Genomic DNA, 22525 nt, shown 5'->3' with positions numbered 1-22525 from the left:
TTCCGGCCTTCAACCCTTCACCGGACCCGCGCCGCGCTTCTCAAGGCCGCGGAGCACCGGGCCTATCGCAGGGTGACCTCGGTGCGCCGTGCGTAGGCGTCGAGCAGGTCGTCCTGCGCGCGGGTGTCGCGGACCGAGGGGTGAACGTCGTCCTCCGGTTCGCGGTGGAAGAAGAATCCGCCGGATCCGCGACTCGCAGGCTCGCTGCCCTCGGCCAGCCAGACCTGAGTCATGTAGCCAGCACGGAGGTCGTCGGGGGCGTACGGGCCGTTGGCGAACCCCATCATGGTCGGCACCCAGCCCGGGGCCACCGCGTTGACGCGGAGCTTGGGACGCCGCCGGGCGACGGCCATGGCGAGCGTCAGGATCTGGACCTTGCTGTCGTCGTAGGTGACGTCGGTGCCGCCGGTTCGTAGCTCACCGAGCTTGAGGTCGCCGCCCAAGTGCAGATCGGAGGTGAGGTAGATCGACTGCTGGGGAGCATCGACCAGGCTCGTCAGGAGGTACGGAGACAGCGAGTTGACGTTCAGGATCTCCGCATTCGCAACGCCGTACTCCCCGGCGTTGTAGATGATGACGTCGAACGCTCCCAGCTCATTGATCCGGGTGGCGAGCCTCCTCGTCTCATCCAGGTTCGACAGGTCCCCGGTGACGACGGCTTCCAGCCCTGGGAGGTCTCGCTGTACGTCTGCTGCGCGCCGGTCGTTGCGTGCGTGGCCGACGACGCTGTGCCCGCGTGCGAGGAGGTAGGCGGCGGTGAGCTGGCCGAGACCTCCGGTTGAGCCGGTGATCAGGATGCGCTTGGCGTCACTTTTGGGGAGGTGGCCGATGTTCTCCTCGATGTAGCGCAGCTCGTCGGCGACTTCCTGCGTGTTGTAGTCCCCTACCCCGAACCTGCCGCCGTTGCCCGCCGAACGGCCGCCTTCATTCGGCGTGCCGCCGGATTTCCCGATTGTGGTGCAGGAGGCCAGGGTTCCCATGCCGAGCGCGGCCGCGGAGAGGAGGAGGGAGCGTCGGGTCATGTTGGTCATGCCGGGGTGCTGCTTTCTCTTCCGGGGGAGGCGCTGACACGCCATGGTCGCTGCGGAAACTCGGTGTGCGGCGGGCCCGAGCGTCAGCGCAGCCGTCACACCCGCTTCCGCACAGAAAGCCAACACGGTGGGCGCGCGGTGAGGGAGAACGAGTCGCGCGCCTCGGCCGGATCGACGAGACCTCTCAGCCATCAGGGACGTGACCATCGAACGAGCCGACTGAACCGCCGGTTCACCGAGGGACGCCGCGCAGCTGCTGGAGCTTGGTACGTGAGGCGGATCCGGGGGCTGCGGTCCAGATGATGATGCTCTGGTCGGGGCCACGTTCACCTCGCACCTCAGTCTCGGCGAGGTGCCGCCCTTATCCAGGACGCCGACCCGCGCGCCCTAACCACCGGGCCGGATGAGGTGGGGTCGGCCGGATGGCGGGCATGAGCCCAGCACGCACTCGGTGCACCGTGCCTGTGGGCGGTGTCTTTCGGCGCCAGCGCTCCTCACAGTCTCGTGGCTGCCTTCGCCGCCTCCTTCAGCTCGACCGCACCGGTCTCGCGCCGGGTGGTGCCCGAAACGACCCGGGACCGGCTCCTGCGCGCGCCGGCCGGTTGACACAAGAGGGCCGCGCCCCGGTCCTGCCTCAGACAGGATCGTGGACGGCACCCTCGTCCCGGTCCGCGACCGGAAGGTCGGCGCGTCCTCACGCAACTTCTGCATCTCGGCGAATGTGCAGGTCGTCATCGACCCCGATAGCAAGCCGGGGATCGCGGCGGCCCGCCCGGTGCCCGGCAACACTGCGCACGCGAAGGCCTGGAGGGACTCCGGCCTGGCCAGGACTTGCGAAGGCGTGACCGTGCTCGGCGAGGGCGCATGCATCAACATCGGGCTTGTCGTCCCGCACCGCAGACGCCCCGACAGAGCCCTCCTGCCCGGCGAGGAAGACGACAACGCCGAGCAACGCAGAGTTCGGGCCCGCATCGAGCACGCCTTCGCCCGCATGAAGCACTACAACATCCTCCGCGACTGCCGCCAGCGCGGCACCGGCCTCCACCACGCGGTCAGACCGTCGCCCACATGCGCAACCTCGCCCTGGCCGCGTGATCAAGCCAGCCCCAAAACCGGCCCCGGCCTGCCCGAACACACCCTTTAGGTGTAGGCCAGGAGCCTCCCCGCGATCGTGACACCCGACCACGACGTGAGGGAGACGACCGCGGCGAGCCGGGCGGCGACAGGCGTCGGCTGGTCCATATCCCAGTCGGCCACGCTGCGGTAGGTCCGTCGATGGAAGATCAGGATGTTCAGACCTGCGAGCAGGATGAGGCCGAGCTTCCACGGAGCACTGCCACGGTCGGCGATGAGGCTCGCCCCGGGCAGGAACATGGCTACGCCGGTGGCTGCCGCGATCACGAAGCCGAGGTGTGACAGGCGGAGCAGGTAGTTGGCCGCGGTCGTCACCCGCAGCGCCCGCCGGCCGAGCCCCAGCAGCCGAAGATCGAATGCTGCGGCCGGGCCGATGAGGAGGGCGATGCCGATAATGTGGACGCTCTCGAGCATCGGGTACAGGTAGGCCGTGCCGCGGACGGCCTCGGCGAACCAGCTGTCCTCCAGCCAGGAGAAGACATTGTCCATGACGAGCGCCATCACCCTCGGGGCGAGCGTGCTCGCAGGTAGAAGGCTCCACCGGCAACGACGGCGACCAGTACGACACCGAGCGTGGCCCACACCGCAGTCGGTGACGTGTCGTCGGAGTCCGCTGAGGCCGACGGGGAAGCCTGGTCGGCGTCAGCGGACGGTGCGTCGCCCTTCGGATACGGGACCGGCAGCGGCGTCGCCGGGAGTTCCTCGTTGAGCACCTGGTTGACAGGCTTCCCCTCTTCGTACCAGAACACGACCGGACGGAACTCGTCGGTGTGACTCTTGCCGATGTAACCGACGGCTTCGATCCGCTCGCCGTCGTTGAGCTCGCGGTCGAGGCCCCACATCGACGTGAAGCTCGGCGGCGCGATGGTGACCTCCAGCTCGTCGTGAGAACCGCTGTAGGACGGTGCGGCGTTGATCGGGTCGCTGTCGGGGGCGTCCTGCAGTCCGTCAGGCAGATCGCGCTGGGGTGTGTCAGCGGGGAGATCGCTGTCGACGGTCACGGTGAAGTGGGAGTGTGGCTCGCCCCAGCGGACCTGCGAGACGGCACCCGCTATGTAGTAGAGGCGATCAGTGTCGTAGTCGTCGAACCCGTGATGCGCCTGCGCGGCACCCGCCGAGAACAAGATGAGCATCGTCGCGGAGACCAGGGACGCTGTCCATAGCCTGATGCGACGGGCGCTGGTGCGAGCCGGCGGTGCGGCGATCGTGATGAAGCGCATGGCGAGTCGATCCTTCCAGAGGGCTTGGGGTGTTCCGCATCCAGCGGACCTCATCGTGCAGGGAACAGGGCGTGCCTGCCGTGGGAGGTACTGACAGGGCACTTTCAGTAGGAGTCTTTGGTGCGGACTACGACTAGGGTCTTTCGTTCGGATCAGGCCGGCATGATCCGAACGAGAGGCCCTAGGCCTGGCGTGAGGCGAGTTGGACGACCGTGATGTCGGACGGTGCGCCCACGCGGACCGGTGGGCCCCAGGCGCCGGCGCCCCGGCTCACGTAGAGCTGGGTGTCGCCGTATCGTTCGAGCCCGGCGACGGTGGGGTTGGCCAGTTCGGCGATGAAGTTGGTGGGCCAGAGCTGGCCGCCGTGGGTGTGGCCGGAGAGCTGGAGGTCGACGCCGTGGCGAACGGCATCGTGGATGACGACGGGTTGGTGGGCGAGGAGCACGGCGGCGCGGGAACGGTCGCGGTCGCCGAGCGCCTGGACGAAGTCGGGGCCCTGGCCCTCGTCTTCGCCGCGCACGTCGTTGACCCCGGCAAGGTCGAAGCCGGGCAGCTCGGTGCGTGCGTTCTCCAGCGGACGCAGCCCCAGGTCACGTACCTTGTGGATCCACTGCTCGGCGCCGGAGACGTACTCGTGGTTGCCGGTGACGAAGTAGGCCCCGTGCCGCGCCCGGAGTTGTGCGAGCGGCTGTGCGGCGGGGCCGAGGTCCTCGACGCTGCCGTCCACCAGATCACCGACGACCGCGATCAGGTCGGGCTGCGTCGCGTTGATGGTGTCGACGACCCGTTGGGAGAATCCGCGGCCCAGGATCGGCCCGAGGTGCACGTCGCTGACCACGGCGATCCGGAACCCGTGCGCGCTGCGGGGCAGTTTGGCCAGCGGAACAGTGACGCGCTTCACCTGCGGGCCGCGGAGGACGCCGTACGTGCCGTGGGCGACGGTACCGACGGCAAGAGCCGCGGCAGCACCGCCCACAACGCGGGAGACGAACAGGCGCCGCGAGGGCCCGGCAGGAGCGGTGGCGGGCGACTGCTCGGGCTCCGGTGCGGGTGCGGGTGCCGGCACGGCGACGTGTTCGGCCGTGTCCAGTGCGCCACCGGACTCGTCGCGTTGTGCGGTGACGGGCCAGAGCTTGCCGGCCAGGACGAGTTCCTTGTCCTGCTCGGCGCCGGGCTCACCGCGGTGTGCAGCCGTGGCTTCCGCGTCCTGCCGGGTCCCGTGATCCATCCCGGTGTCCCGCCGGGCGAGCCGGCGCCGCAGCAGGGGACGGACGATCTCGCCCGCCAGAAGTGCGAGCAGCAGGTACAGGAAGAGCGCCAGCCACAGGTATCCGGGCCAGGCCATGATCTGCTGGAGGGGGAACGGCGCTCCCGCACGGCCGGCCGCCAGCGTGCCCACCGTGAGCAGGGGGGCGGCCACGAAGGCGACGCTTCCTGCTCGCCGGAGAGCCGAGCCCCGGGAGGTGGTCTCGCGTACGAGGCGGCGCCACGCGTACCAGTGGAGTGCGCCGAAAGCCGCCAGTACGGCGATGGGGACCAACACATTGACCACGGCTCGGCGCAGTCCTTCCTTGAGACGTTCCCGACGACGACTCGGCCTGGGGCGGAGGCGTACCTCTACGGCTTGTGACCGGTCGCGTCACGGGACGTGCGGGTGATCTGTGACCCGGCGTCCGCGGTGTGCGGAGCCCGATGGTCGCGACCGATGTCCACAGCACACTAACCAGGGGACGGCTGATCGAATGCCCCGCCAAGGGGGGCGAATTTTCTCCCTGGATCACGGTGGTCATGCCGATCAGGGGCTCGACAAGGAGAGCTTCCGGGGAAGTGACGGATCCAGGGAGAGATCTCTCCCCTTTTCGGAAGCACACGGCAGTGCGAGGCTCGATGACGTCCCGCCGGGTCTCGCTCCCGGTCGGGCACGCGAGGCGAGGCTCTCGCTGTGCCGCAGTGCCATCACGCCGTGGCCTGCAAGAGCGCCCTCGCGCATGAGCACCACGCACCGAGCACCACACCCCAGGAGAGACGTGCCCACCGTCAACGCATACGCCGCCATGTCGGCCACCGAACCGCTTGCTCCGATCACCATCGAGCGACGCGACCTCGGTCCGCGCGACGTCCTCATCGAGATCAAGTACGCCGGCATCTGCCACTCCGACATCCACCACGCCCGCGGCGACTGGGGCCCACAGAGCTACCCGGTCGCGCCCGGCCACGAGATCGCCGGCATCGTCACCGCGGTGGGCCCCGAGGTCACCAAGCATCAGGTCGGCGACCGGGCAGGTGTCGGCTGCATGGTCAACTCGTGCCGCGAGTGCGCCAACTGCCGCAGTGGCCGCGAGCAGTTCTGCCTCAAGGGCATGACCGCCACCTACGGCGCCACCGACAAGGACGGCACCCTCACCCACGGCGGCTACTCCACCCACATCGTCGTCGACGAGGACTTCGTCCTCCGCATCCCCGAGGGAATCGGCCTGGACGTCGCCGCTCCGCTGCTGTGCGCCGGCATCACCACCTACTCACCGCTGCGCCGCTTCGGCGCGGGCCCCGGCAAGAAGGTCGCCGTTGTCGGCCTCGGCGGGCTCGGCCACATGGCCGTCAAGCACGCGCACGCCATGGGCGCCGAGGTCACGGTGCTGTCCCAGTCGCTGAAGAAGCAGGACGACGGCCTGCGCCTGGGCGCCGACCACTACTACGCCACCAGCGACCCCGCCACCTTCGAGCAGCTTGCGGGCACCTTCGACCTCATCGTGAACACCGTGAGCGCCGGCCTCGACCTCGACGCCTACCTGTCGCTCCTCGCGGTGGAGGGCACCCTGGTCAACGTCGGCGCCCCGGCCGAGCCGCTGTCGCTGAGCGTGTTCTCCCTGATCATGGGCGGCAAGAACTTCGCCGGCTCGCTGATCGGCGGCATTTCCGAGACGCAGGAGATGCTGGACTTCTGCGCCGAACACGGCTACGGCTCCGACGTCGAGGTCATCCCGGCCGACAAGATCAACGAGGCGTGGGAGCGTGTCCTCGCGTCCGACGTCCGCTACCGCTTCGTGATCGACACCTCCACGCTGGCGTGAACCGGTCGCCGAGCTCCTGATGCAGGCCTTGGCCGGTACGGGCTACTCGCCTGCGGCACGTCCCGTACCGGCAGCTCCACCGCCGCCGAGTGCCCACCGCAGTGGCATGTCAGGTCTGTCTTGTGCCCACGTCTATCGCGCTGAGACGCGCCCAGCCGTTGTCGACCGTGACGGTGAGGGTGTGCGGGCCGACACCGACCCGCCCGAGGGCGGTGGCGGCGTGGCCGAGGGCGGACGGGTCCGCAGGGAGGTCGGTGCCGTCGAGGGAGAGTCGCAGACGGGTGTCGGGGGAGGTCGCGCCGAGGAGGGTGGCGGTGAGGTCGGTCTCGGCGCGCACGTCGAAGCGGTAGGTGACCCACTCCCCCGCCGCGAGCCGTACCTCGAGCGCGTCCGCCGGACGGGGGTACGGGTCTCCCGTGGCCGGGAAGGACACCTCGCCGGTGTGCTCAGGGTCTGCGAAGGCGAGGGTGACGCCTTCGCTCTCGCGGAAGCTGCGCAGCCCTGTGTCGAGGCGGGTCGCGGACCAGGAGATGCCGTCCCCGCCGACCGGGAAGTGGGCGGCGTACAGCCGCAGCGGGGCGCGGCGCATCATGGCGTGGACGACGTCCTGGTGCTGTTCGCAGGCGTCGAGGGCGATGTTGTCGAGGTACTGGTCGAGGATCTTGGCCACAGTCTCGGCGTCCGGGCGGTCGCCGCCTGCGGCAGCGGCCTGGATGAGGTGCCAGTCGTCGGGGACTCGGATGGAGACCGGGGAGACGCGGGTGCCGAGCTTCTTCCACTGCCAGAAGTTCCAGCCGATGCCGAGGTCGTCGCACATCCCGAAGGTGCCCTGGAACCAGGCGAGGTGGTTCTCGCCGCTCTCGCCGAGCCAGATGGGGACATCGAGGCGTTCGCGGGTGTCGAGGTAGGGGCGGATACTGTCGGTGTCGGGTGCGTTCCAGTACTTGTGGAACTGCAGGACGACCTGGTCGTCCCACAGTTCGGTGAAGATGCTCCAGTCGTTGGACCAGTGCATGCCCTCCAGGATGATCAGGTGGTCGGGGTCGACGGCGCGGACGGCGCTGATCAGGTCCTGGTAGAGGCGTACGAGCTGGTCGCGGTAGCGGTCCCGGTGGTCGCCCGGAAGCGGTTCGTTGAGCAGGTCGTATCCGGCGATGACGGGGTCGTGGCGGTAGCGGCGGGCGAGTTCCTGCCAGAGGCGGATGGTGAGTTGCCGGTTGCGGGGGTCGGTGAACAGGTCGGGCCAGCCGGCGGAGTCGTCGATGTTGGTACCGGTCTGGCCACCGGGGGCGCCGTGCAGGTCGAGGACGACGTAGAGGTCATGGCGGCGGCAGGCCTCCACTGTGCGGGCGATCAGGTCGAAGCCGTCCTCGATCCACTCGCCGCCTTCCGTCATGACGATGCGCCAGTTGATCGGTAGCCGGACGGAGTTGTAGCCGTAGGCGGCGATGGCGGCGATGTCCTGGTCGGTGATGTAGGTGTCACGGAAGCGGCGCCAGAACTCCTGGGCGGATTTCTGACCGATGAGGTCCGTGATGAGCGCCTCGATCTGCCAGGGACTAGCCGCGTCGTCGCCGAAGTGCCACATGTAGCCCTCGGGCAACAGCCAGTTGCCGAGGCCGACGCCGCGCAGCAGCACCGGCTGCCCGACGGCGTCGACGATCTGCCGGCCCTCGCGGCGAAGCAGGGACAGTGTCATGGATCGATCTCCTGAAAGGGCGGGCTACTTGAGCCCGGAGGTGGTGAAGCCCTGGACGACGTAGCGCTGGAAGGCGATGAAGACGACGAGCACAGGAGCGACCATGAAGACCGCTCCTGCCATCTGCAGCCCGTAGTCGCTGGAGTTCTGGCCCCGCAGCAGGCTCAGGCCCACCGACAGGGTGTAGAGGTTCTGGTCGTTGGCGATGATCAGCGGCCACAGGAAGGTGTTCCAGGCGGCGATGAAGGTGAGTGTGCCCTGCACGGCGAGGATCGGCCCGCATAGCGGGAGCACGATGCGGAAGAAGATGCGGGCCTCACTGGCGCCGTCGAGCCGCGCGGCTTCCAGCAGCGAGTCGGGGACGGTCGTCATGAACTGGCGGAACAGGAACACCCCGAACGCCGATACCAGGGTGGGCAGGGCGATCCCGAGCCGGGTGTTGGTGAGTCCCGCCTCGTTGAGCAGCAGGTAGGTCGGGATCATCGCCACCTGCACCGGGATCATCATGGTGGCGAGCACGGTGAAGAAAAGCGTGTTGCGCCCACGGAAGCGGAACTTGGCGAAGCCGTAGCCGGCCATCGCGTTGAACAGCAGCCCCGCGAAGGACAGGGCCACCACCACCAGGGTGTTGCCGAGGTAGCGGCCGAACTCCAGCTCGGTGACGAGCCGGGCGAAGTTGGCCCACGTGGCGTTGTCGGGGATGAGACTGGGCGGGACGTCGAGGACCTCGTCGCGGGGTTTGAAGCTGCTGGAGAGCGACCACAGGAACGGGGCGGCGAACAGTAGCCCGCCGATCAGCAGGACGAGGGCGGTGGCGCGACGCTCGTTGCGCCGGGAGCGGGTGGCAGGACGTGTCATGGCCGGCCCCTTCAGGCGTCCAGCTCGGCGCGACGGGAGCGGAACTGGATCGCCGTCACGACGATGATGATCAGGAAGAGCACGAAGGAGCCCGCCGAGGCGTAGCCGTACTCGAAGTGGTTGAAGCCGGTCTTGTAGATGAACAGGGACACCGATGTGGTGGCGTCCAGCGGGCCGCCGTTGGTGAGGACGAACGGCTCCTCGAAGAACTGCAGCCAGGCGATGAGCGTCGTGACGACGACGAAGAAGATCGCGAAGCGCAGCATGGGCAGGGTGATGTACCGCAGCCGGTGCCACCGGCCGGCTCCGTCGAGTGCGGCGGCCTCGTAGTACTCGGTGGGGATGGCCTGCAGGGCGGCGAGGAAGATCATGACGTTGAGTCCGCTGCCGCGCCAGATCGCCATCAGCGCGAGCGAGAAGCGTGAGGTCTCGGGGTCGTCCAGCCAGGGCACGGCGTCGATGTGGAGCACGGACAGCAGCTGGTTCAGCAGACCGTAGTCGGTCTGGTAGAGGTAGCCCCAGACCACCGCGATCGCGACGATGTTGGTGATCGACGGCAGGAAGAACAGGGCGCGCAGCCAGCGGAAGAGCCGCGTGGTGGCGGTGTTGAGCAGCAGCGCCACCGTCAGGGACACCACGAGGACGCCGGGCACGCCGAGGCCCACGAAGATCACCGTATTGAGCACCGACCGGTGGAAGAGCGGGTCGTCGAACAGCCGCGTGTAGTTCTCCAGTCCGACGAAGCGGACCTGTGAGTGGTCGCCCAATCCCTTGAGATCCAGATCGGTGAAGCTGACGAACAGGGCCAGTGCGATCGGGACGATACCGAAGGCGATCAGCAGCAGAGTGGACGGGGCGATGAAGGCGTACGGGTGGTAGCCGCGGCGGACGGCGCGTGCTGCGGCGCGTAGGCGCCCTGTCCCGGGCGCGGGCGTCACCTGGGACAGGGCGGACTGCGCCACCGGGGGTTGCTCACCGGTGGGGGTGAGCTTGCGGCCGCCGATGTCGATCGACATGGACTGCTCCTGGCGGACTGGTGTCACCGGCTGGTGAGGCCGGAGACCTTGGTGTCGAGTGAGGCGAGGGTCTTGTCGATGTCGGCGCCTCCGATGGTGATCTGCTCGACCGCGCGGGTCATCTCCTGGGCGACGGCGTCCCACTGCTTGATGGGCGGGGCGATCTTCGCCTGCTTCAGCTGTTCCGTGAAGACCTTGGTGTTCGGGTCGGAGGTGAGGGCCGGGTCGGCGAGGGCTTCGGACACGGCGGGCAGGGCGTTGGAGGCCTTGTACCAGGCGAGCTGGGTGTCCTTCTGCGACAGGTACGCCAGCAGTTTCAGTGCTCCCTCGGAGTTCTTGGACTTTGAGAACACACCGAGGCTGGAGCCACCGAGGAACGCCGTGCGGGTGGTGTCGCCGGGCATCAGGGACAGGGCCCACTTGCCGTTGATCTCAGGTGCCTGTTCCTGGATCGCCTTGGTCATCCACGGGCCGGAGACGAACATCGGGGTGACGCCGGTCTTGAAGCCCTGGACCTCGTCGTACTTCCAGGGGCCGGCCTTCGGGGTGAGTCCTGCGGTGAAGAACGAGTTCTCGTATGCGACGGCCTCCTTGAACTCCGGCACGCCGAAGTCCACCGTGTCGTCGCGGTGGACGTCGCCACCGGCCTGCCAGGTGAACATCAGGGGCAGGAACTGGTCGCCGACATTGAGGCTGATACCGAAGTTCTTGCCGCCTCGCGCCTTGAGCTTGGTGGCGGCGTCCTTCAACTCGGCCCAGGTCTGCGGGGGTTGCTCGTAGCCGGCCTCGGCCAGCAGGTCGGTGCGGTAGAACAGGGCCCTGGTGTCGGTGACCCACGGGACGCTGTAGGTCTTGCCGTCGGTTTGCATGGTGGGGCGGGCACCTTCGACGAAGCGGTCGGCCGCCAGCTCGGGATGGGAGCCGATCTCGTCGCTCAGGTCCATGAGGGCGCCGGAGTCGACGAGTTCGGGCAGCAGGGACAGCCCGACCTGCACCACATCGGGACCGTCACCGGACGCGACGGCGGTGGCGATCTTGTCCTTGGCGTTCTCCCACGGGATGGGCTGGACCTCGATCTTTGTGCCCGGGTTGACACTTTCGAAGTCGGCCACCAGCTGCTCGAAGGTGGGTCCCTCGTTGCCCGTCTGGGACGACATCACCCAGACCTCGAGTGTGTCACCGTCCGAACCGGCGGTCCCGGAGCCGCCTCCGCACGCGGTGGCGAGCAGCAGTGATGCCAGGGCCGTGGTGGTGGCCGCTGTGCGGGTTCTTCTCATGAGTCCGACTCCTTCACGAACGAGTGGCCGGGCGGCCGGTGGTGTGGGCGGCGATGAGCTCGGCGTACCGGCGTCCGCTGCGCTTGAGGGTTCTGGTCTGGGTGGGGTAGTCGACGTGGGCGAGGCCGAAGCGGGGGCGGTAGCCGTAGGCCCATTCGAAGTTGTCCATCAGAGACCAGGCGAAGTAGCCCTGGAGCGGGGCGCCTTGGGCCACCGCGTGGGCGCAGGCCCGGAGGTGGTCCTCGAGGAAGGCGGTTCGCTCGGCGTCGTCCACGGTCGCGCCGGGGCCGGGGCGGTCGGGCCAGGCGGAGCCGTTCTCGGTCACGTACAGGCGCTGGACGCCGTAGTCCTTGGTGAGGCGAAGCAGCAGGTCGGTGAGGCCCCCCGGGTGGACCTCCCAGCCCATGTCGGTGGTGGTCGCGCCGGGTACCGCCAGCTGACGGAAGCCCGGCACCCCGGTGTCGGCCTCGACCACCATGCGGAAGTAGTAGTTGAGGCCGAGGAAGTCCGTCGGGGAGGCGATGACATCCAGGTCACCGGGGTGCTCGGGCAGCTCGGTTCCGTACAGCTCGCGCATGTCGGCGGGGAAGCCCCGGCCGTGCACCGGGTCCAGCCACCAGCGGTTGATGTGCCCGTCGGCGTGCTGCGCGGCGAGGACGTCCTGCGGGCGGTCGGTGGCCGGTTCGCAGGGGCTGAGGTTGGTGACGAGGCCGATGGAGGGGGCGGCGCTCGCGTGGGCCCGTATCGCCTGCACACCGAGGCCGTGGGCGAGCAGCAGATGGTAGGAGGCCCGCACCGCCTGGCCGAGATCGGTGATGCCGGGGGCCATCGTGCCCTCGAGGTGGCCGATCCAGGCCGAGCACAGCGGTTCGTTGAGCGTGACCCAGTCGGTGACGCGGTCTCCCAGGGCCTCGGCGACGACGGCGGCGTAGTCGGCGAAGTGCCGGGCGGTGTCCCGGTGCGGCCATCCCCCCTTCTCCTGCAGCGCCTGCGGCAGATCCCAGTGGTAGAGGGTGACGAAGGGACGTATGCCGGCGGCCAGCAGGTCGTCGACCAGCCGGTCGTAGTGGGCGATGCCCGCCCGGTTGACCGGGCCCGAACCGGTGGGGACGACGCGCGGCCAGGCGACGGAGAAGCGGTATGAGCCAGCTCCGAGCTCCTTCAGCAGCGCCAGGTCCTCCGGCCGGCGCCGATAGGAGTCGCACGCGACATCCCCGGTGTCCCCGTTCTCGATCGCACCCGGCCGGGCGCAGAAGGTGTCCCAGATCGAGGGAAGCCGGCCGTCGGCATCGACAGCCCCTTCGATCTGGTAGGCGGAGGTCGCCACACCCCAGAGGAAGTCCGGGGGAAGTGCGGACAGATCAGGCATGAACCCCTCGTCTTTCGCTGCCGTGGCACGGCCCGCCAGGCGGCGGCACGCCCGGCGGCCCTGCTTGTTGATAAGCTTTATTTAAGGTGTGATTGAAGGGTCGCGGTCGAGGACTGTCAAGGGGGATGGCTGAGATGATGTCCGGCGGGAAAACGGGAAGGGACTCGATGGCGAAGGTCAGCACGGTCCGTGACCTGCGGCGACGCAACAGGTCGGCGTTGCTGCGCCCATTGTTCCTGGAAGGCCGGCTGACCCGGCCCGAGCTGACCGGGGCCTCCGGTCTGAGCCAGGCCACGGTCAGCAATGTGATCGGTGAGCTCCAGAACGAGGGGCTCATCGTCGATGCGGGCACCGTGGATTCCGACGGCGGCCGCCCACGGCAGGTACTCCGCATCGACGCGGACTACGGCTACGTCGTCGGAGTCGACGTCGGGGAAACGCGCATCCGTACCGAGCTGTTCGACCTGTCGATGGAGCAACGAGCCGCTGCCGACCACCCGCTGGCGCATGCGACGGCGGTCGAGGAACTGGCCGACACCGTGGCTGCCACGGTGCGGTCCGTGATCGACGAAGCGGGTGTCCCGCCCGGCCACGTCCTCGGTGTGGGCGTCGGCGTACCCGGCCTGGTGGAACACGACGACGAGGTGCTGGTGCACGGCCACGCTCCGGGCTGGCAGTCGGTGCCGCTGGAGACCCTGCTCCGGGAGCGGATCGACCAGCCGCTGCTGATCGAGAACGGTGCGAAGACGCTCGGCCAGGCGGAGATGTGGTTCGGGGCAGGCCGCGGCCGCAGCGCCGCGGTCATCGCGCTGCTGGGCACCGGGGTCGGAGCATGCGTCGTCACCGGGGGATCCATCTACCGCGGCAGCACCAGCAGCGCCGGCGAGTGGGGGCACACCGTCCTCCAGGTCGGCGGCAGGCCGTGCCGCTGCGGAGGATCCGGCTGCCTGGAGGCGTACGTCGGCGCGGACGCGCTCCTCGCCCGGTACACGGGCCTCACCGGCCGTCCGCCACTGGAGGGGGTCGCGCCCGAGGCCGCGGTCGCACAGCTCGTCGTACACGATCCGGACGACGAGGCCGCCGCGGCGGTGCTCGCCGAGACCGTGGAGTACGTGGGCGCCGGGGTTGCCAACCTGGTGAACCTGTTCAACCCCGAGATCATCGTCCTCGGCGGCTGGGTCGGCCTCCTGCTCGGGCGGTCACACCTGCCCGCCATCCGTGACGCGGCGGCGCGGTACGCACTGCGCCAGCCGTTCGAGCGGACGGACATCACCGTGGCGCAACTCGGTGTGGACGCGGTGGCGATGGGCGCGGCGACCCTGCCGGTGGACGAGCTCCTGGCCACCGGCGCCGTGGGCGCGACGCAGCAACGCGCCGCGCTCCGCCCGTAATCACGCAACCCCCTTGACACATACCGTCACACGACTTCATGCTCCGGTAACCAGGGGCCGTTCCCGGCGCGCGGCAGCGCCGGATGCCGACCGCCCCTGATCTCTCGATCCCGCTTCCCACCGCATGCGCGGCTCCGAGGCATGCCCCCGGGGAGTCGGAGCGGTCCCCACCGCCGGGCAGAACGGGCGCCGTCCCGGCACAGGGCAACAACCCACGAGCTGGAGGCGCACGTGCAACGAGTCAGAACTCTGCTGCTCGCCCTCGTCCTCGCCCTCATCGGACAGGCAGCGGTCATCACCGCACTGCCCGCGCCACAGGCCCGGGCCGCCATCGGAGCGAGCGATTTCCTCAAGGCCGACGGCAAGTATCTCAAGCGCAACTCGGGCACCGGGGAGATCGTGACGCTGCGCGGCACGAACCTCGGCGGCTGGCTGACCTTCGAGGACTGGATGTCACCTCTCGGTGAGTTCGCCCTCGACCGCACCGGCTGGACCCCGACCGCCTCGCACAACAACGCGACGGCGGACAGCGCGCTCGACGGCGACAACACCAGCCGCTGGAACACCGGAGCGAGCCAGGCGAACGGCCAGTGGCTCCAGTTCGACCTCGGCACACCGACGCTGTTCAACCGCGCGTACGTCAACGCGGCCGGCTTCAGCGGCGACTACCCACGCGGCTATCGGATCGAGGTGTCCGACGACGCCTCCACCTGGAAGAACGTCGCGAGCGGCAACGGCTCGCAGCAGAACACCTCGGCGGCCTTCAGCGCCCAGGTCGCCCGCTACGTCAGGGTCGTGCAGACCGGCAGCTCCGCCGGCTGGTGGTCCGTCGCGGAGTTCAACCTCTTCTCCGACCCGGTGCTGCACAACGGCGGGTTCAGCGCCTCCGCCTCGTCGTCCGAGGCGGGCCATCCGGCGTCCGCCGCGCTCGACGGCGACGTCAACACCCGCTGGACCAGCGGCACCGCCCAGGTTCCCGACCAGTGGTTCACCGTCGACTTCGGTGGCACCAAGACGGTCAACAAGATTCTGATCGACGCCGGGCCCGCCTCAGCCGGCGACTACCCCCGCGGTTACGAAATCCTCAACTCGCACGACGGCACCAACTGGACCAAGGCCGCCAGTGGCAGCGGCAGCTCCCGGACCACCGTCGTCGAGCTGTTCAACAGCACCTCGGCGCGCTACCTGCGTGTCAAGCAGACGGGCAGCACCAGCAACTGGTGGTCCATCGCGGAACTCGGCATCTACTCCGGCGCGGAGTTCGACCGCACCGGGTGGACCGTCACAGCATCCGCCACCGAGTCCGGCGGCACGCCGGCCAAGGTCAAGGACGGGGATGCGGGCACGCGGTGGAGCACCGGAGCGCCGCAGACCGGCGGGCAGTGGCTCCAGGTCGACATGGGCGCGACGCACACCTTCAACCAGATCGTCCTGGACACCGCGAAGAACTCCACGGAGGAGAACGACTACCCGCGCGGCTACACCGTCCAGGTCTCGAGCGACGGCAGTACATGGACCCAGGTCGCCGCCGGAACCGGCAGCCGCAAGGCGACTGCCATCAACTTCGCGGCCGCCCGCGGGAGATACGTCAAGATCACTCAGACAGGCACGTCGGCCAACTGGTGGTCGGTCGGTGAGGTCAACGTCTACCTCAACAACGACGACTACTCGATGAACCTCGCCTACCAGAAGCGCTTCGGCGCCACCACGGCCGAGAACCTGATCACGACCCACCAGGACACCTGGATCACCGCCGCCGACCTCGACAACATCAAGACGATGGGCATGAACCTCATCCGGCTGCCCATCGGCTGGACCGAGCTGCTGAACCTCGACGGCACCTGGAAGAGCAACGCCTGGACGAAGATCGACTGGCTGATCGCGCAGGCCGCCCAGCGCGACATCTACGTCCTGCTGGACCTGCACACCGTGCCCGGTGGCGGCTGCCCCTGGGGCAGTTGCGGACGCATCGGCCCCAACCTCAACGGCTTCTGGACCAACACCACCTACCAGGACTGGGCCGTCGACATCTGGCAGCAGATGGCCACCCGGTACAAGGGCAACCCCGCCGTCGCCGGATACGACCTCATCAACGAACCACTGCTCGACTATGGCGAGGACGCCGACGACGTCAACCAGAAGAGCCAGTACTACGACCGGCTCTACGACGCCGTCCGCGCCATCGACCCCGACCACACCATCTACATCGCCGCCTTCTTCGGCTGGAACAACATCACACCGCCCGCCACCCACGGCTGGACCAACGTCGCCTACGAACTGCACCCGTACGACTTCGCCGGCGGCAAGGACTGGAACGCCCAGAACAACCTCGTGGAAACCCAGCTCGCCGACGTCGCCGCTAAGCAGAAAGACCCGAACTGGAACGTCCCCGTCCTGTACGGCGAATACTCGCTCTACCACTTCGACGACGTCTGGTCGAAGTTCATGTCCGGCCTCAACGCCCTGAACGTCTCCTGGACCAACTGGAACTACAAGGTCCGCGGCGACCACTACAACGGCGCGGGCGGCTACTGGGGCTTCTACAACAGCAACCCCAGCCCGGTACCCGTCATCAACAACGACACCTCGGCCACCGCCTCGGCGAAGATCGGACAGTTCGGCACCGGAAACTTCCAGCCCAACACCAGCTTCATCGAAACCGTCTCGAAGTTCACGGGCGGTGAGCCCTGGATGGCCACCGTGCCGTTGGACCAGACCGGCTGGACCGCCAGCGCCTCGGCCACCGAATCCGGCAGCTCACCTGCGAACGCCCTGGACTGGAACACCGGCACCCGGTGGAGCACCGGCGTTTCGCAGGCGGACGGCCAGTGGTTCCAGGTCGACATGGGCAGCAGACAAGTCTTCGACCAGATTTCCTTCGAGACCAGGAGCGGGGACCAGTGGGACTACCCCCGCGGCTACCGCATCCAGGTCTCCGGCGACGGCAGCACCTGGACCACGGTGAAGACCGGCCAGGGCTGGGGCTGGAAGCAGGCGATCCCCTTCGCGCCGCAGTATGCACGCTACGTTCGCATCACTCAGACCGGCAGCGCCCACGAGTGGTGGTCGATCGCCGAACTCCACATCTACTCCGAACCCGCACTCAGCCGGGCCGCCTGGACGGCCAACGCCTCGGTGACCGAGTCCGGCAGCTCACCGGCGAACGCCCTGGACGGCAACACCACCACCCGCTGGAGCACCGGCACCGGGCAGGCCACCGGCCAGTCCTACCAGATCGACCTCGGCACGACCCGGACCTTCAACCGGCTGCTGCTCGACGCCCACACCTCCACCGGCGACTACCCGCGCACCTACCGGATCGAGGTCTCCACCGACGGCGCCAACTGGACCACAGCCGCCACCGGCAACGGCACCGGCGCCGCCGTACTGGCGCAGTTCCCGGTCCAGACCGCACGGCACCTCAAGATCGCACTCACGGGCTCCTCCACGAGCTGGTGGTCCATCCACGAACTCAACCTCTACGGAGAACTGGAACGCAGCCGCACCGGCTGGACCGCGACCGCATCCGCCACCGAGCCGGGCGGAGCAGCAGGCAACGCGCTCGACAGCGACTCCGGCACCCGCTGGAGCATCGGCGCCCCGCAGGCCGCCGGCCAGTGGTTCAAGGCCGACATCGGCTCCCGGCAGTGGTTCAACCACCTCGTCCTCGACTCCGGGACGAGCACCAACGACTATCCCCGAGGCTTCACCGTGGAGGTGTCCGACGACAACACCACCTGGCGCACCATCGCCAACGGCGAAGGCACCAACGCCGTCACCACAGTCAACTTCCCCATCACCCAGGCCCGGTACATCAGGGTGACCCTCACCAAGGCAGCCGGCTCCTGGTGGTCGATCGCGGAACTGCGCGTCTTCGAATAGCCCCACCGGCCCACGACGGTCCTCTCCGACCTTCCCGCTTCTGTCCGACCGGCCCCGATCGGACAGAAGCGGGTTCGGCCGAGGACCACGAGCGGACCTCTTGCCCCTCACGACGGTGCGTCGCGACACCGCCGCACTCGCCGCCCGTCGCGCACTCGTTCAACCGCCGATGGCCGACATAGGTCGTTCCGGCTGCCGGAACGTCGGATCGTCCAGCCCCGAGCCCGCCTTCTTGCCCCGCAGCGCCAGGCGCCAGATGCGGGCAATGTCCTCGTCGGGGGTGTCCGATCCGAACGGAGGGCCGATCGGAGGTCTGTCTCCTCCTTGGCGAAGAGACAGGTGCGGATCTGGCCGTCGGCCGTGAGGCGCGTGCGGTCGCAGGCGGCGCAGAACGGGCGGGTGACCGAGGCGATGACACCGACGCGGTGCGGGCCGCCGTCGACCAGCCAGCGTTCCGCCGGGGCCGCACCGCGCTTGCCCGCGGGCTCGGGCGTCAGATCGAAGCGGGTGCGGAGAGAGGCGAGGATGTCGCCGGCCGTGACCATGCCCTCACGCTTCCAGCCGTGCTGGGCGTCCAGAGGCATCTGCTCGATGAAGCGCAGCTCGTAGCCCTGCTCCACCGCCCAGGCCAGGAGGTCGGGAGCCTCGTCGTCGTGAGGCCGGGCATCAGGACCGCATTCACCTTGACGGGGTTCAGGCCGGCCTCGCGGGCGGCCTGAAGGCCCTCCAGGACGTCCTCGTGGCGGTCCCGGCGGGTGAGGGCTTTGAAGACGTCCGAGCGCAGGGTTTCCCTGTCAAGTTGAAGTGTTCAGGATCCTTGGGTCCATGACAGCGGTGTGTGGGAGGGAGGGCAGCGAGTGCGGTCCGCATGCGCCAGGGTGCTGGAGGACGCTTTCTGACACTCCGGGCGTGCAGACCGGGCCCAGCGGGGGTCTGAGCAAGGTGAGGGTGACGGAGCTTCCTGTGGTGCGATTTAAGTCGCACCTCGGCCACTGGGCGCGATTCCGATTGACATGCTCAGCAGCGGCGGGCAGTCCGTCGGCCTCGAGCCAGATGGTGGAGGCTCAGCGGCGCGTGAGGTGGAGCAGGATGAGTTGTTCGGGATGGAGGTTGGGGATCTGAATGCCGACGCGTTCCAGGACGTTGCCGGGCAGGGTGATGCCGTCCTTGGTGCACCAGGCGGGGGTTCCGCGTTCCATGCCGGGGACCTGGTCGGCCGGGGCCAGCGGGCGCAGGTGGTAGGTGGTGTTCGGGTCGAGGCCGGGCAGCCGTAGCGTGCCGGGGTGGGCGGCGACCGGGGTGGCCACGGCGGCGAGGGCGAAGACGGCTTCGGTCCGATTGTGGGAGATGACGCCGTGGGCCCACAGGGCCGGGTCGGGGTGGTCGACGCGGACGACGCGGCCGGTGTGCAGCAGGCCGCGGAGCTGCTTGTGGAGGGAGACCCATCGGGCGAGTTCGGCGCGTTCGCTCTCGCTCGCGCGGGTCAGGTCCCATTCGATGCCGAGGTGACCGAAGAGCGCGGTGCCGGCCCGGAAGGCGAGGTCGTGGGTGCGGCTGGTGGTGTGGGAGCGGGCGGCGCCGATGTGGGAGCCGATCAGTTCGGGCGGCAGGAGGAGACCGGTCCAGCGGTTGATGGACTGGCGTTCCAGGGCGTCGTTGCAGTCGCTCGCCCAGACGCGGTCGGTGCGTTCGAGGATGGCGAGGTCGACGCGTCCGCCACCGCTGGAGCAGGATTCGATCTCCAGGCGCGGGTGGCGGGCGCGCAGTTCGTCGAGCAGCGCGTAGACGGCGAGGGTCTGGGCGTGGACGGCGGGTTCACCGTCGGGCGAGTGGCCGGCGTCGACCAGTTCGCGGTTGTGGTCCCACTTGAGGTAGGCGATGTCGTACTCGGTCAGCAGGGCGTCGAGCCGCTCCAGGATGTGGGCGTACGCCTCGGGGTGGGTGAGGTCCAGGACCTGCTGGTGGCGGCGGTCGGCGGGGGTGCGGCCACCGGTGGCCAGGATCCATTCGGGGTGGGCGCGGGCCAGGTCGGAGTCGGGGTTGACCATTTCCGGTTCGACCCACAGGCCGAACTCCATCCCGAGCGCGCGGACATGGTCGATGAGGGGGTGGAGGCCGCCTGGCCAGACGGTCTCGTCGACGTACCAGTCTCCGAGTCCGGCCCGGTCGTCGCGGCGGTGGCGGAACCAGCCGTCGTCCAGGACGAAGCGTTCCACGCCGACCTCGGCGCCGAGGTCGGCGAGGTGGGTGAGCGTGTCGAGGTCGTGGTCGAAGTAGACGGCTTCCCAGGTGTTGAGCACCACCGGGCGGGGCCGGTGCGGATGTCCGGGGCGGGCACGGAGGTGGTCGTGGAAGCGGGCGGACAGTCCGTCGAGGCCCTGGTCGCTGTGGGAGCCGTAGAGCCACGGGCCGGTGTACTGCTCGCCGGGGCCGAGGATCACTTCGCCCGGAAGCAGCAGTTCGCCGGCGGCGACGACCGGGCGGCCGGTGGGCAACCGTTCGGCCAGGATCCGGTGGTTGCCGCTCCAGGCGATGTGCAGCCCCCACACCTCGCCGCTGCCGAAGCCGAAGCCCGGCGTGCCGGCCGCCAGGACCAGGGCGGCGTCGGGGCCGGTGCGCCCGCTGCGGGTCTCGCGCAGCCAGGTGCCGGCGTTGAACGGATGGCGTTGCGGGGCGCGTTCACGGCACCAGCGGCCGGTGAGGTCGAGCAGTTCGGTGGCAGCGTCGGGTACCGGCAGCGCGAGCATCAACCCGTCGAGCGTGTACGGCCACACCGTGTCGTCGTTGCGTACGGCCGCACGCATCCGCACCAGCCCAGACGGGGTGAGCCCGGCTTCCAGGACGAGACCGAGCCGGGCGGTGTTGTCGGCGGCCCGGATCCGTACCGAGAGGCCGTCGGTCTCGACCGAGTCGAGGGCGAACAGGGGTGACCAGTCCGCACCCTGCCGGTGCCCGGTCAGACCGGGCTGGCCCGGCCATCCGGTGCCGTGCTCGGGCAGCAACGCGACACGTGGTACGACATCGTCGAACCCCGGCATGTTCGGCATGGTGACGGCCTCGGCCAGCTGCGACAGCTCCTCCTGGGTGAGGTCGCCGAGATCGGCGCCCCAGTGGAGCACGGTGGGCAAGCCGTTGCCCCGCAGGTCCAGCACCAAGCTCACGCCTGCTGACCGGAGATGGATGAGTCTTTCGGTTGGGGCATTGGTGGGGCTCTTCATGGCACGGATCGTCCTTCGGCGTGTCGGGCTCGGGATCAGGAGGTGGTCTGCGGCAGTTCGCGGGTGCGCGGGCTGTTGTATTGCTGGTCGGTGACCGGCTCGGCCCAGGTGGTTTCGGTGCTGCCGTCGCCCTTGGCCTCCCACAGGGCGAGGTGCTCCATGAACCGGTCGGGGGCCGCGCCGTGCCAGTGCTCCTCGCCTGGCGGGCAGTCGACGGTCTCGCCGGGGTGGGCCTCGAAGATCGTGCCGTCCCGGGTGCCGATCAGGGCGACGCCGGAGAAGACGTGCAGGGTCTGGCCCAGCACATGGGAGTGCCAGTTGGTGCGCGCGCCCGGGGAGAAGCGGACCAGGTTGGCGCGCATTCGGGACGGCTCCTGGCCGGCGAAGATGACGTCCCACCACACGTCACCGGTGAACCAGTCCGCCGGGGCCTTGCTGGTGGGCTGCTGCTGGACGAATTCCATGGTTCCCTCACATCTCTTGCGGACGTTGACGGTTGTTATCGGGCGACGTAGCCGCCGTCGACGGGGAGGGCGACTCCGATGACGAAGCCAGCCCCGGGGCTGCACAGCCACAGGACAGCCTGGGCGATCTCCTCGGCGGTTCCGAGACGGTTGATGGGCTGGTTGGCTTCGGCGTCCGCGCGGTCGAGCTCACCCTTGGCGATCATGCCGCTGACCATGGGGGTGTCGATGGTGCCGGGACAGACGGCGTTGATGCGGATGCCGCGCGGGGCGTATTCGAGGGCGGCGCTGGTGGTCAGGCCGATGACGCCGTGCTTGGAGGCGTGGTAGGAGGCGCGCCCGGGGAGGCCCACCAGGCCGCCGAGCGAGGAGCAGTTGACGATGGCTCCGCTGCCCCGGTCGCGCATGTGCCGCAGCTCGTGCTTCATGCAGGCCCAGACGCCACGGAGGTTGATGGCGTTGACGCGGTCGAAGCGTGCGGCGGGTTCCTCGGCGGCGTCGCTGGGCGGGATCTGGATGCCGGCGTTGTTGTAGGCCATGTCCAGGCGGCCGAAGGTCTCCACGGTGCGGTCGACCGCGGCGGCGACCTGGTCCTCGTCGCTGACGTCGCAGGTGAGGGCGAGGACCCGGTGGCCTGCGTCGGTGAGGTCCTTCACGGCGGCGTTGAGGGCGGCTTCGTCGATGTCGGTGAGGGCGACGGCGGCCCCGGCCTCGGCGAAGGCGCGGGCGGTCGCCAGGCCCATGCCGGCGCCGGCCCCCGTGACGAGGGCGACCTGGCCGGTGAAGTCATAGGTGGGGTTCACGTCGTGCTCTCCCATCGTGGGTTGTTCTGTGGTTTGGGGTTCCCCGTTCAGTTCATGGCGGGGGTGCTCGCTTGCCCTCTGCGCTGGGCCAC

The 22525-nt window shown here is 69.0% G+C and carries 15 protein-coding genes and 3 pseudogenes; 5 read left to right on the top strand and 13 right to left on the bottom strand.

What is annotated here, in order from left to right; all coding sequences use genetic code 11:
• Positions 1-62 precede the first annotated feature (62 nt).
• Positions 63-1031, bottom strand: coding sequence for an SDR family NAD(P)-dependent oxidoreductase (locus H1D24_RS14605; RefSeq protein WP_220136718.1), 969 nt, complete (start codon positions 1029-1031; stop codon positions 63-65).
• 307 nt (positions 1032-1338) lie between these two features.
• On the opposite strand from H1D24_RS14605, the pseudogene H1D24_RS14600 reads away from it, so the two are divergent.
• Positions 1339-1637 (top strand): annotated as a pseudogene (locus H1D24_RS14600) (SPDY domain-containing protein); the annotation flags it as partial.
• A 13-nt stretch (positions 1638-1650) separates the two neighbouring features.
• Positions 1651-2126, top strand: a pseudogene (locus H1D24_RS14595) (transposase family protein); the annotation flags it as partial.
• A 45-nt stretch (positions 2127-2171) separates the two neighbouring features.
• Here H1D24_RS14595 and H1D24_RS14590 read toward each other — a convergent pair.
• From H1D24_RS14590 to H1D24_RS14580, 3 genes are all read right to left on the bottom strand, one after another.
• Positions 2172-2654, bottom strand: coding sequence for a hypothetical protein (locus H1D24_RS14590; protein WP_220136717.1), 483 nt, complete (start codon positions 2652-2654; stop codon positions 2172-2174).
• 11 nt (positions 2655-2665) lie between these two features.
• Entirely contained in the window at positions 2666-3385 is a 720-nt protein-coding gene (locus H1D24_RS14585; RefSeq protein WP_181657956.1) for a DUF6152 family protein, read from the bottom strand.
• A gap of 181 nt (positions 3386-3566) precedes the next feature.
• Entirely contained in the window at positions 3567-4937 is a 1371-nt protein-coding gene (locus tag H1D24_RS14580) for a metallophosphoesterase (protein ID WP_181657955.1), read from the bottom strand.
• 475 nt (positions 4938-5412) lie between these two features.
• Between H1D24_RS14580 and H1D24_RS14575 the strand changes: the two genes are divergently transcribed.
• Positions 5413-6456, top strand: coding sequence for an NAD(P)-dependent alcohol dehydrogenase (locus tag H1D24_RS14575; protein ID WP_309484309.1), 1044 nt, complete (start codon positions 5413-5415; stop codon positions 6454-6456).
• A gap of 109 nt (positions 6457-6565) precedes the next feature.
• On the opposite strand, the gene H1D24_RS14570 is transcribed toward H1D24_RS14575, so the two are convergent.
• The 5 genes from H1D24_RS14570 to H1D24_RS14550 are packed head-to-tail and all read right to left on the bottom strand — an operon-like array spanning position 6566 to position 12675.
• The gene (locus H1D24_RS14570) at positions 6566-8155 is read right to left on the bottom strand and encodes a cellulase family glycosylhydrolase (protein ID WP_181657954.1); all 1590 of its coding nucleotides are present in this window, start codon (positions 8153-8155) and stop codon (positions 6566-6568) included.
• Positions 8156-8179: 24 nt separating this feature from the next.
• Positions 8180-9013, bottom strand: coding sequence for a carbohydrate ABC transporter permease (locus tag H1D24_RS14565; RefSeq protein ID WP_181657953.1), 834 nt, complete (start codon positions 9011-9013; stop codon positions 8180-8182).
• Positions 9014-9024: 11 nt separating this feature from the next.
• Complete coding sequence (locus H1D24_RS14560) at positions 9025-10029, bottom strand: carbohydrate ABC transporter permease (RefSeq protein WP_181657952.1); 1005 nt, start codon at positions 10027-10029, stop codon at positions 9025-9027.
• A gap of 23 nt (positions 10030-10052) precedes the next feature.
• Positions 10053-11306 carry a sugar ABC transporter substrate-binding protein gene (locus tag H1D24_RS14555; protein ID WP_181657951.1) on the bottom strand — a complete coding sequence of 418 codons (1254 nt, stop codon included), beginning with the start codon at positions 11304-11306 and terminating at the stop codon, positions 10053-10055.
• A 13-nt stretch (positions 11307-11319) separates the two neighbouring features.
• Positions 11320-12675 (bottom strand): GH1 family beta-glucosidase, encoded by a 1356-nt coding sequence (locus H1D24_RS14550; RefSeq protein WP_181657950.1) that lies wholly within the window; start codon positions 12673-12675, stop codon positions 11320-11322.
• Between the two features lie 125 nt (positions 12676-12800).
• Between H1D24_RS14550 and H1D24_RS14545 the strand changes: the two genes are divergently transcribed.
• Together H1D24_RS14545 and H1D24_RS14540 are read left to right on the top strand one after the other, a co-directional pair.
• Positions 12801-14066, top strand: a complete 1266-nt coding sequence (locus H1D24_RS14545) for an ROK family transcriptional regulator (protein ID WP_258564061.1) — start codon at positions 12801-12803, stop codon at positions 14064-14066.
• A 231-nt stretch (positions 14067-14297) separates the two neighbouring features.
• Positions 14298-17948 carry a discoidin domain-containing protein gene (locus tag H1D24_RS14540; protein WP_220136715.1) on the top strand — a complete coding sequence of 1217 codons (3651 nt, stop codon included), beginning with the start codon at positions 14298-14300 and terminating at the stop codon, positions 17946-17948.
• A 159-nt stretch (positions 17949-18107) separates the two neighbouring features.
• Here H1D24_RS14540 and H1D24_RS14535 read toward each other — a convergent pair.
• The 4 genes and pseudogenes from H1D24_RS14535 to H1D24_RS14520 form a co-directional block, all read right to left on the bottom strand.
• Positions 18108-18738, bottom strand: a pseudogene (locus H1D24_RS14535) (GTP 3',8-cyclase MoaA); the annotation flags it as partial.
• A 274-nt stretch (positions 18739-19012) separates the two neighbouring features.
• Positions 19013-21100, bottom strand: coding sequence for an alpha-galactosidase (locus H1D24_RS14530; protein WP_374064239.1), 2088 nt, complete (start codon positions 21098-21100; stop codon positions 19013-19015).
• Positions 21101-21201: 101 nt separating this feature from the next.
• On the bottom strand, positions 21202-21630 hold the full coding sequence (locus H1D24_RS14525) for a (R)-mandelonitrile lyase (protein ID WP_181657947.1): 429 nt from the start codon (positions 21628-21630) through the stop codon (positions 21202-21204).
• A 35-nt stretch (positions 21631-21665) separates the two neighbouring features.
• A complete protein-coding gene (locus H1D24_RS14520) occupies positions 21666-22433 on the bottom strand; it encodes a glucose 1-dehydrogenase (RefSeq protein ID WP_181657946.1) in 768 nt (255 codons plus the stop codon).
• Positions 22434-22525: the final 92 nt, after the last annotated feature.

Source organism: Streptomyces himalayensis subsp. himalayensis (assembly GCF_013778455.1).
Taxonomy (GTDB): domain Bacteria; phylum Actinomycetota; class Actinomycetes; order Streptomycetales; family Streptomycetaceae; genus Streptomyces; species Streptomyces himalayensis.
The sequence above is the reverse complement of the archived record's forward strand: the minus strand, read 5'-3'. Positions and strand labels throughout refer to the sequence as shown.

Bases quoted from the DNA above. Each gene is read 5' to 3' on its own strand.
- H1D24_RS14565 (WP_181657953.1), bottom strand. From the start codon at position 9,013: ATGACACGTCCTGCCACCCGCTCCCGGCGCAACGAGCGTCGCGCCACC.
- H1D24_RS14605 (WP_220136718.1), bottom strand. From the start codon at position 1,031: ATGACCAACATGACCCGACGCTCCCTCCTCCTCTCCGCGGCCGCGCTC.
- H1D24_RS14560 (WP_181657952.1), bottom strand. From the start codon at position 10,029: ATGTCGATCGACATCGGCGGCCGCAAGCTCACCCCCACCGGTGAGCAA.
- H1D24_RS14570 (WP_181657954.1), bottom strand. From the start codon at position 8,155: ATGACACTGTCCCTGCTTCGCCGCGAGGGCCGGCAGATCGTCGACGCC.
- H1D24_RS14585 (WP_181657956.1), bottom strand. From the start codon at position 3,385: ATGCGCTTCATCACGATCGCCGCACCGCCGGCTCGCACCAGCGCCCGT.
- H1D24_RS14545 (WP_258564061.1), top strand. From the start codon at position 12,801: ATGGCTGAGATGATGTCCGGCGGGAAAACGGGAAGGGACTCGATGGCG.
- H1D24_RS14590 (WP_220136717.1), bottom strand. From the start codon at position 2,654: ATGGACAATGTCTTCTCCTGGCTGGAGGACAGCTGGTTCGCCGAGGCC.
- H1D24_RS14550 (WP_181657950.1), bottom strand. From the start codon at position 12,675: ATGCCTGATCTGTCCGCACTTCCCCCGGACTTCCTCTGGGGTGTGGCG.
- H1D24_RS14525 (WP_181657947.1), bottom strand. From the start codon at position 21,630: ATGGAATTCGTCCAGCAGCAGCCCACCAGCAAGGCCCCGGCGGACTGG.
- H1D24_RS14555 (WP_181657951.1), bottom strand. From the start codon at position 11,306: ATGAGAAGAACCCGCACAGCGGCCACCACCACGGCCCTGGCATCACTG.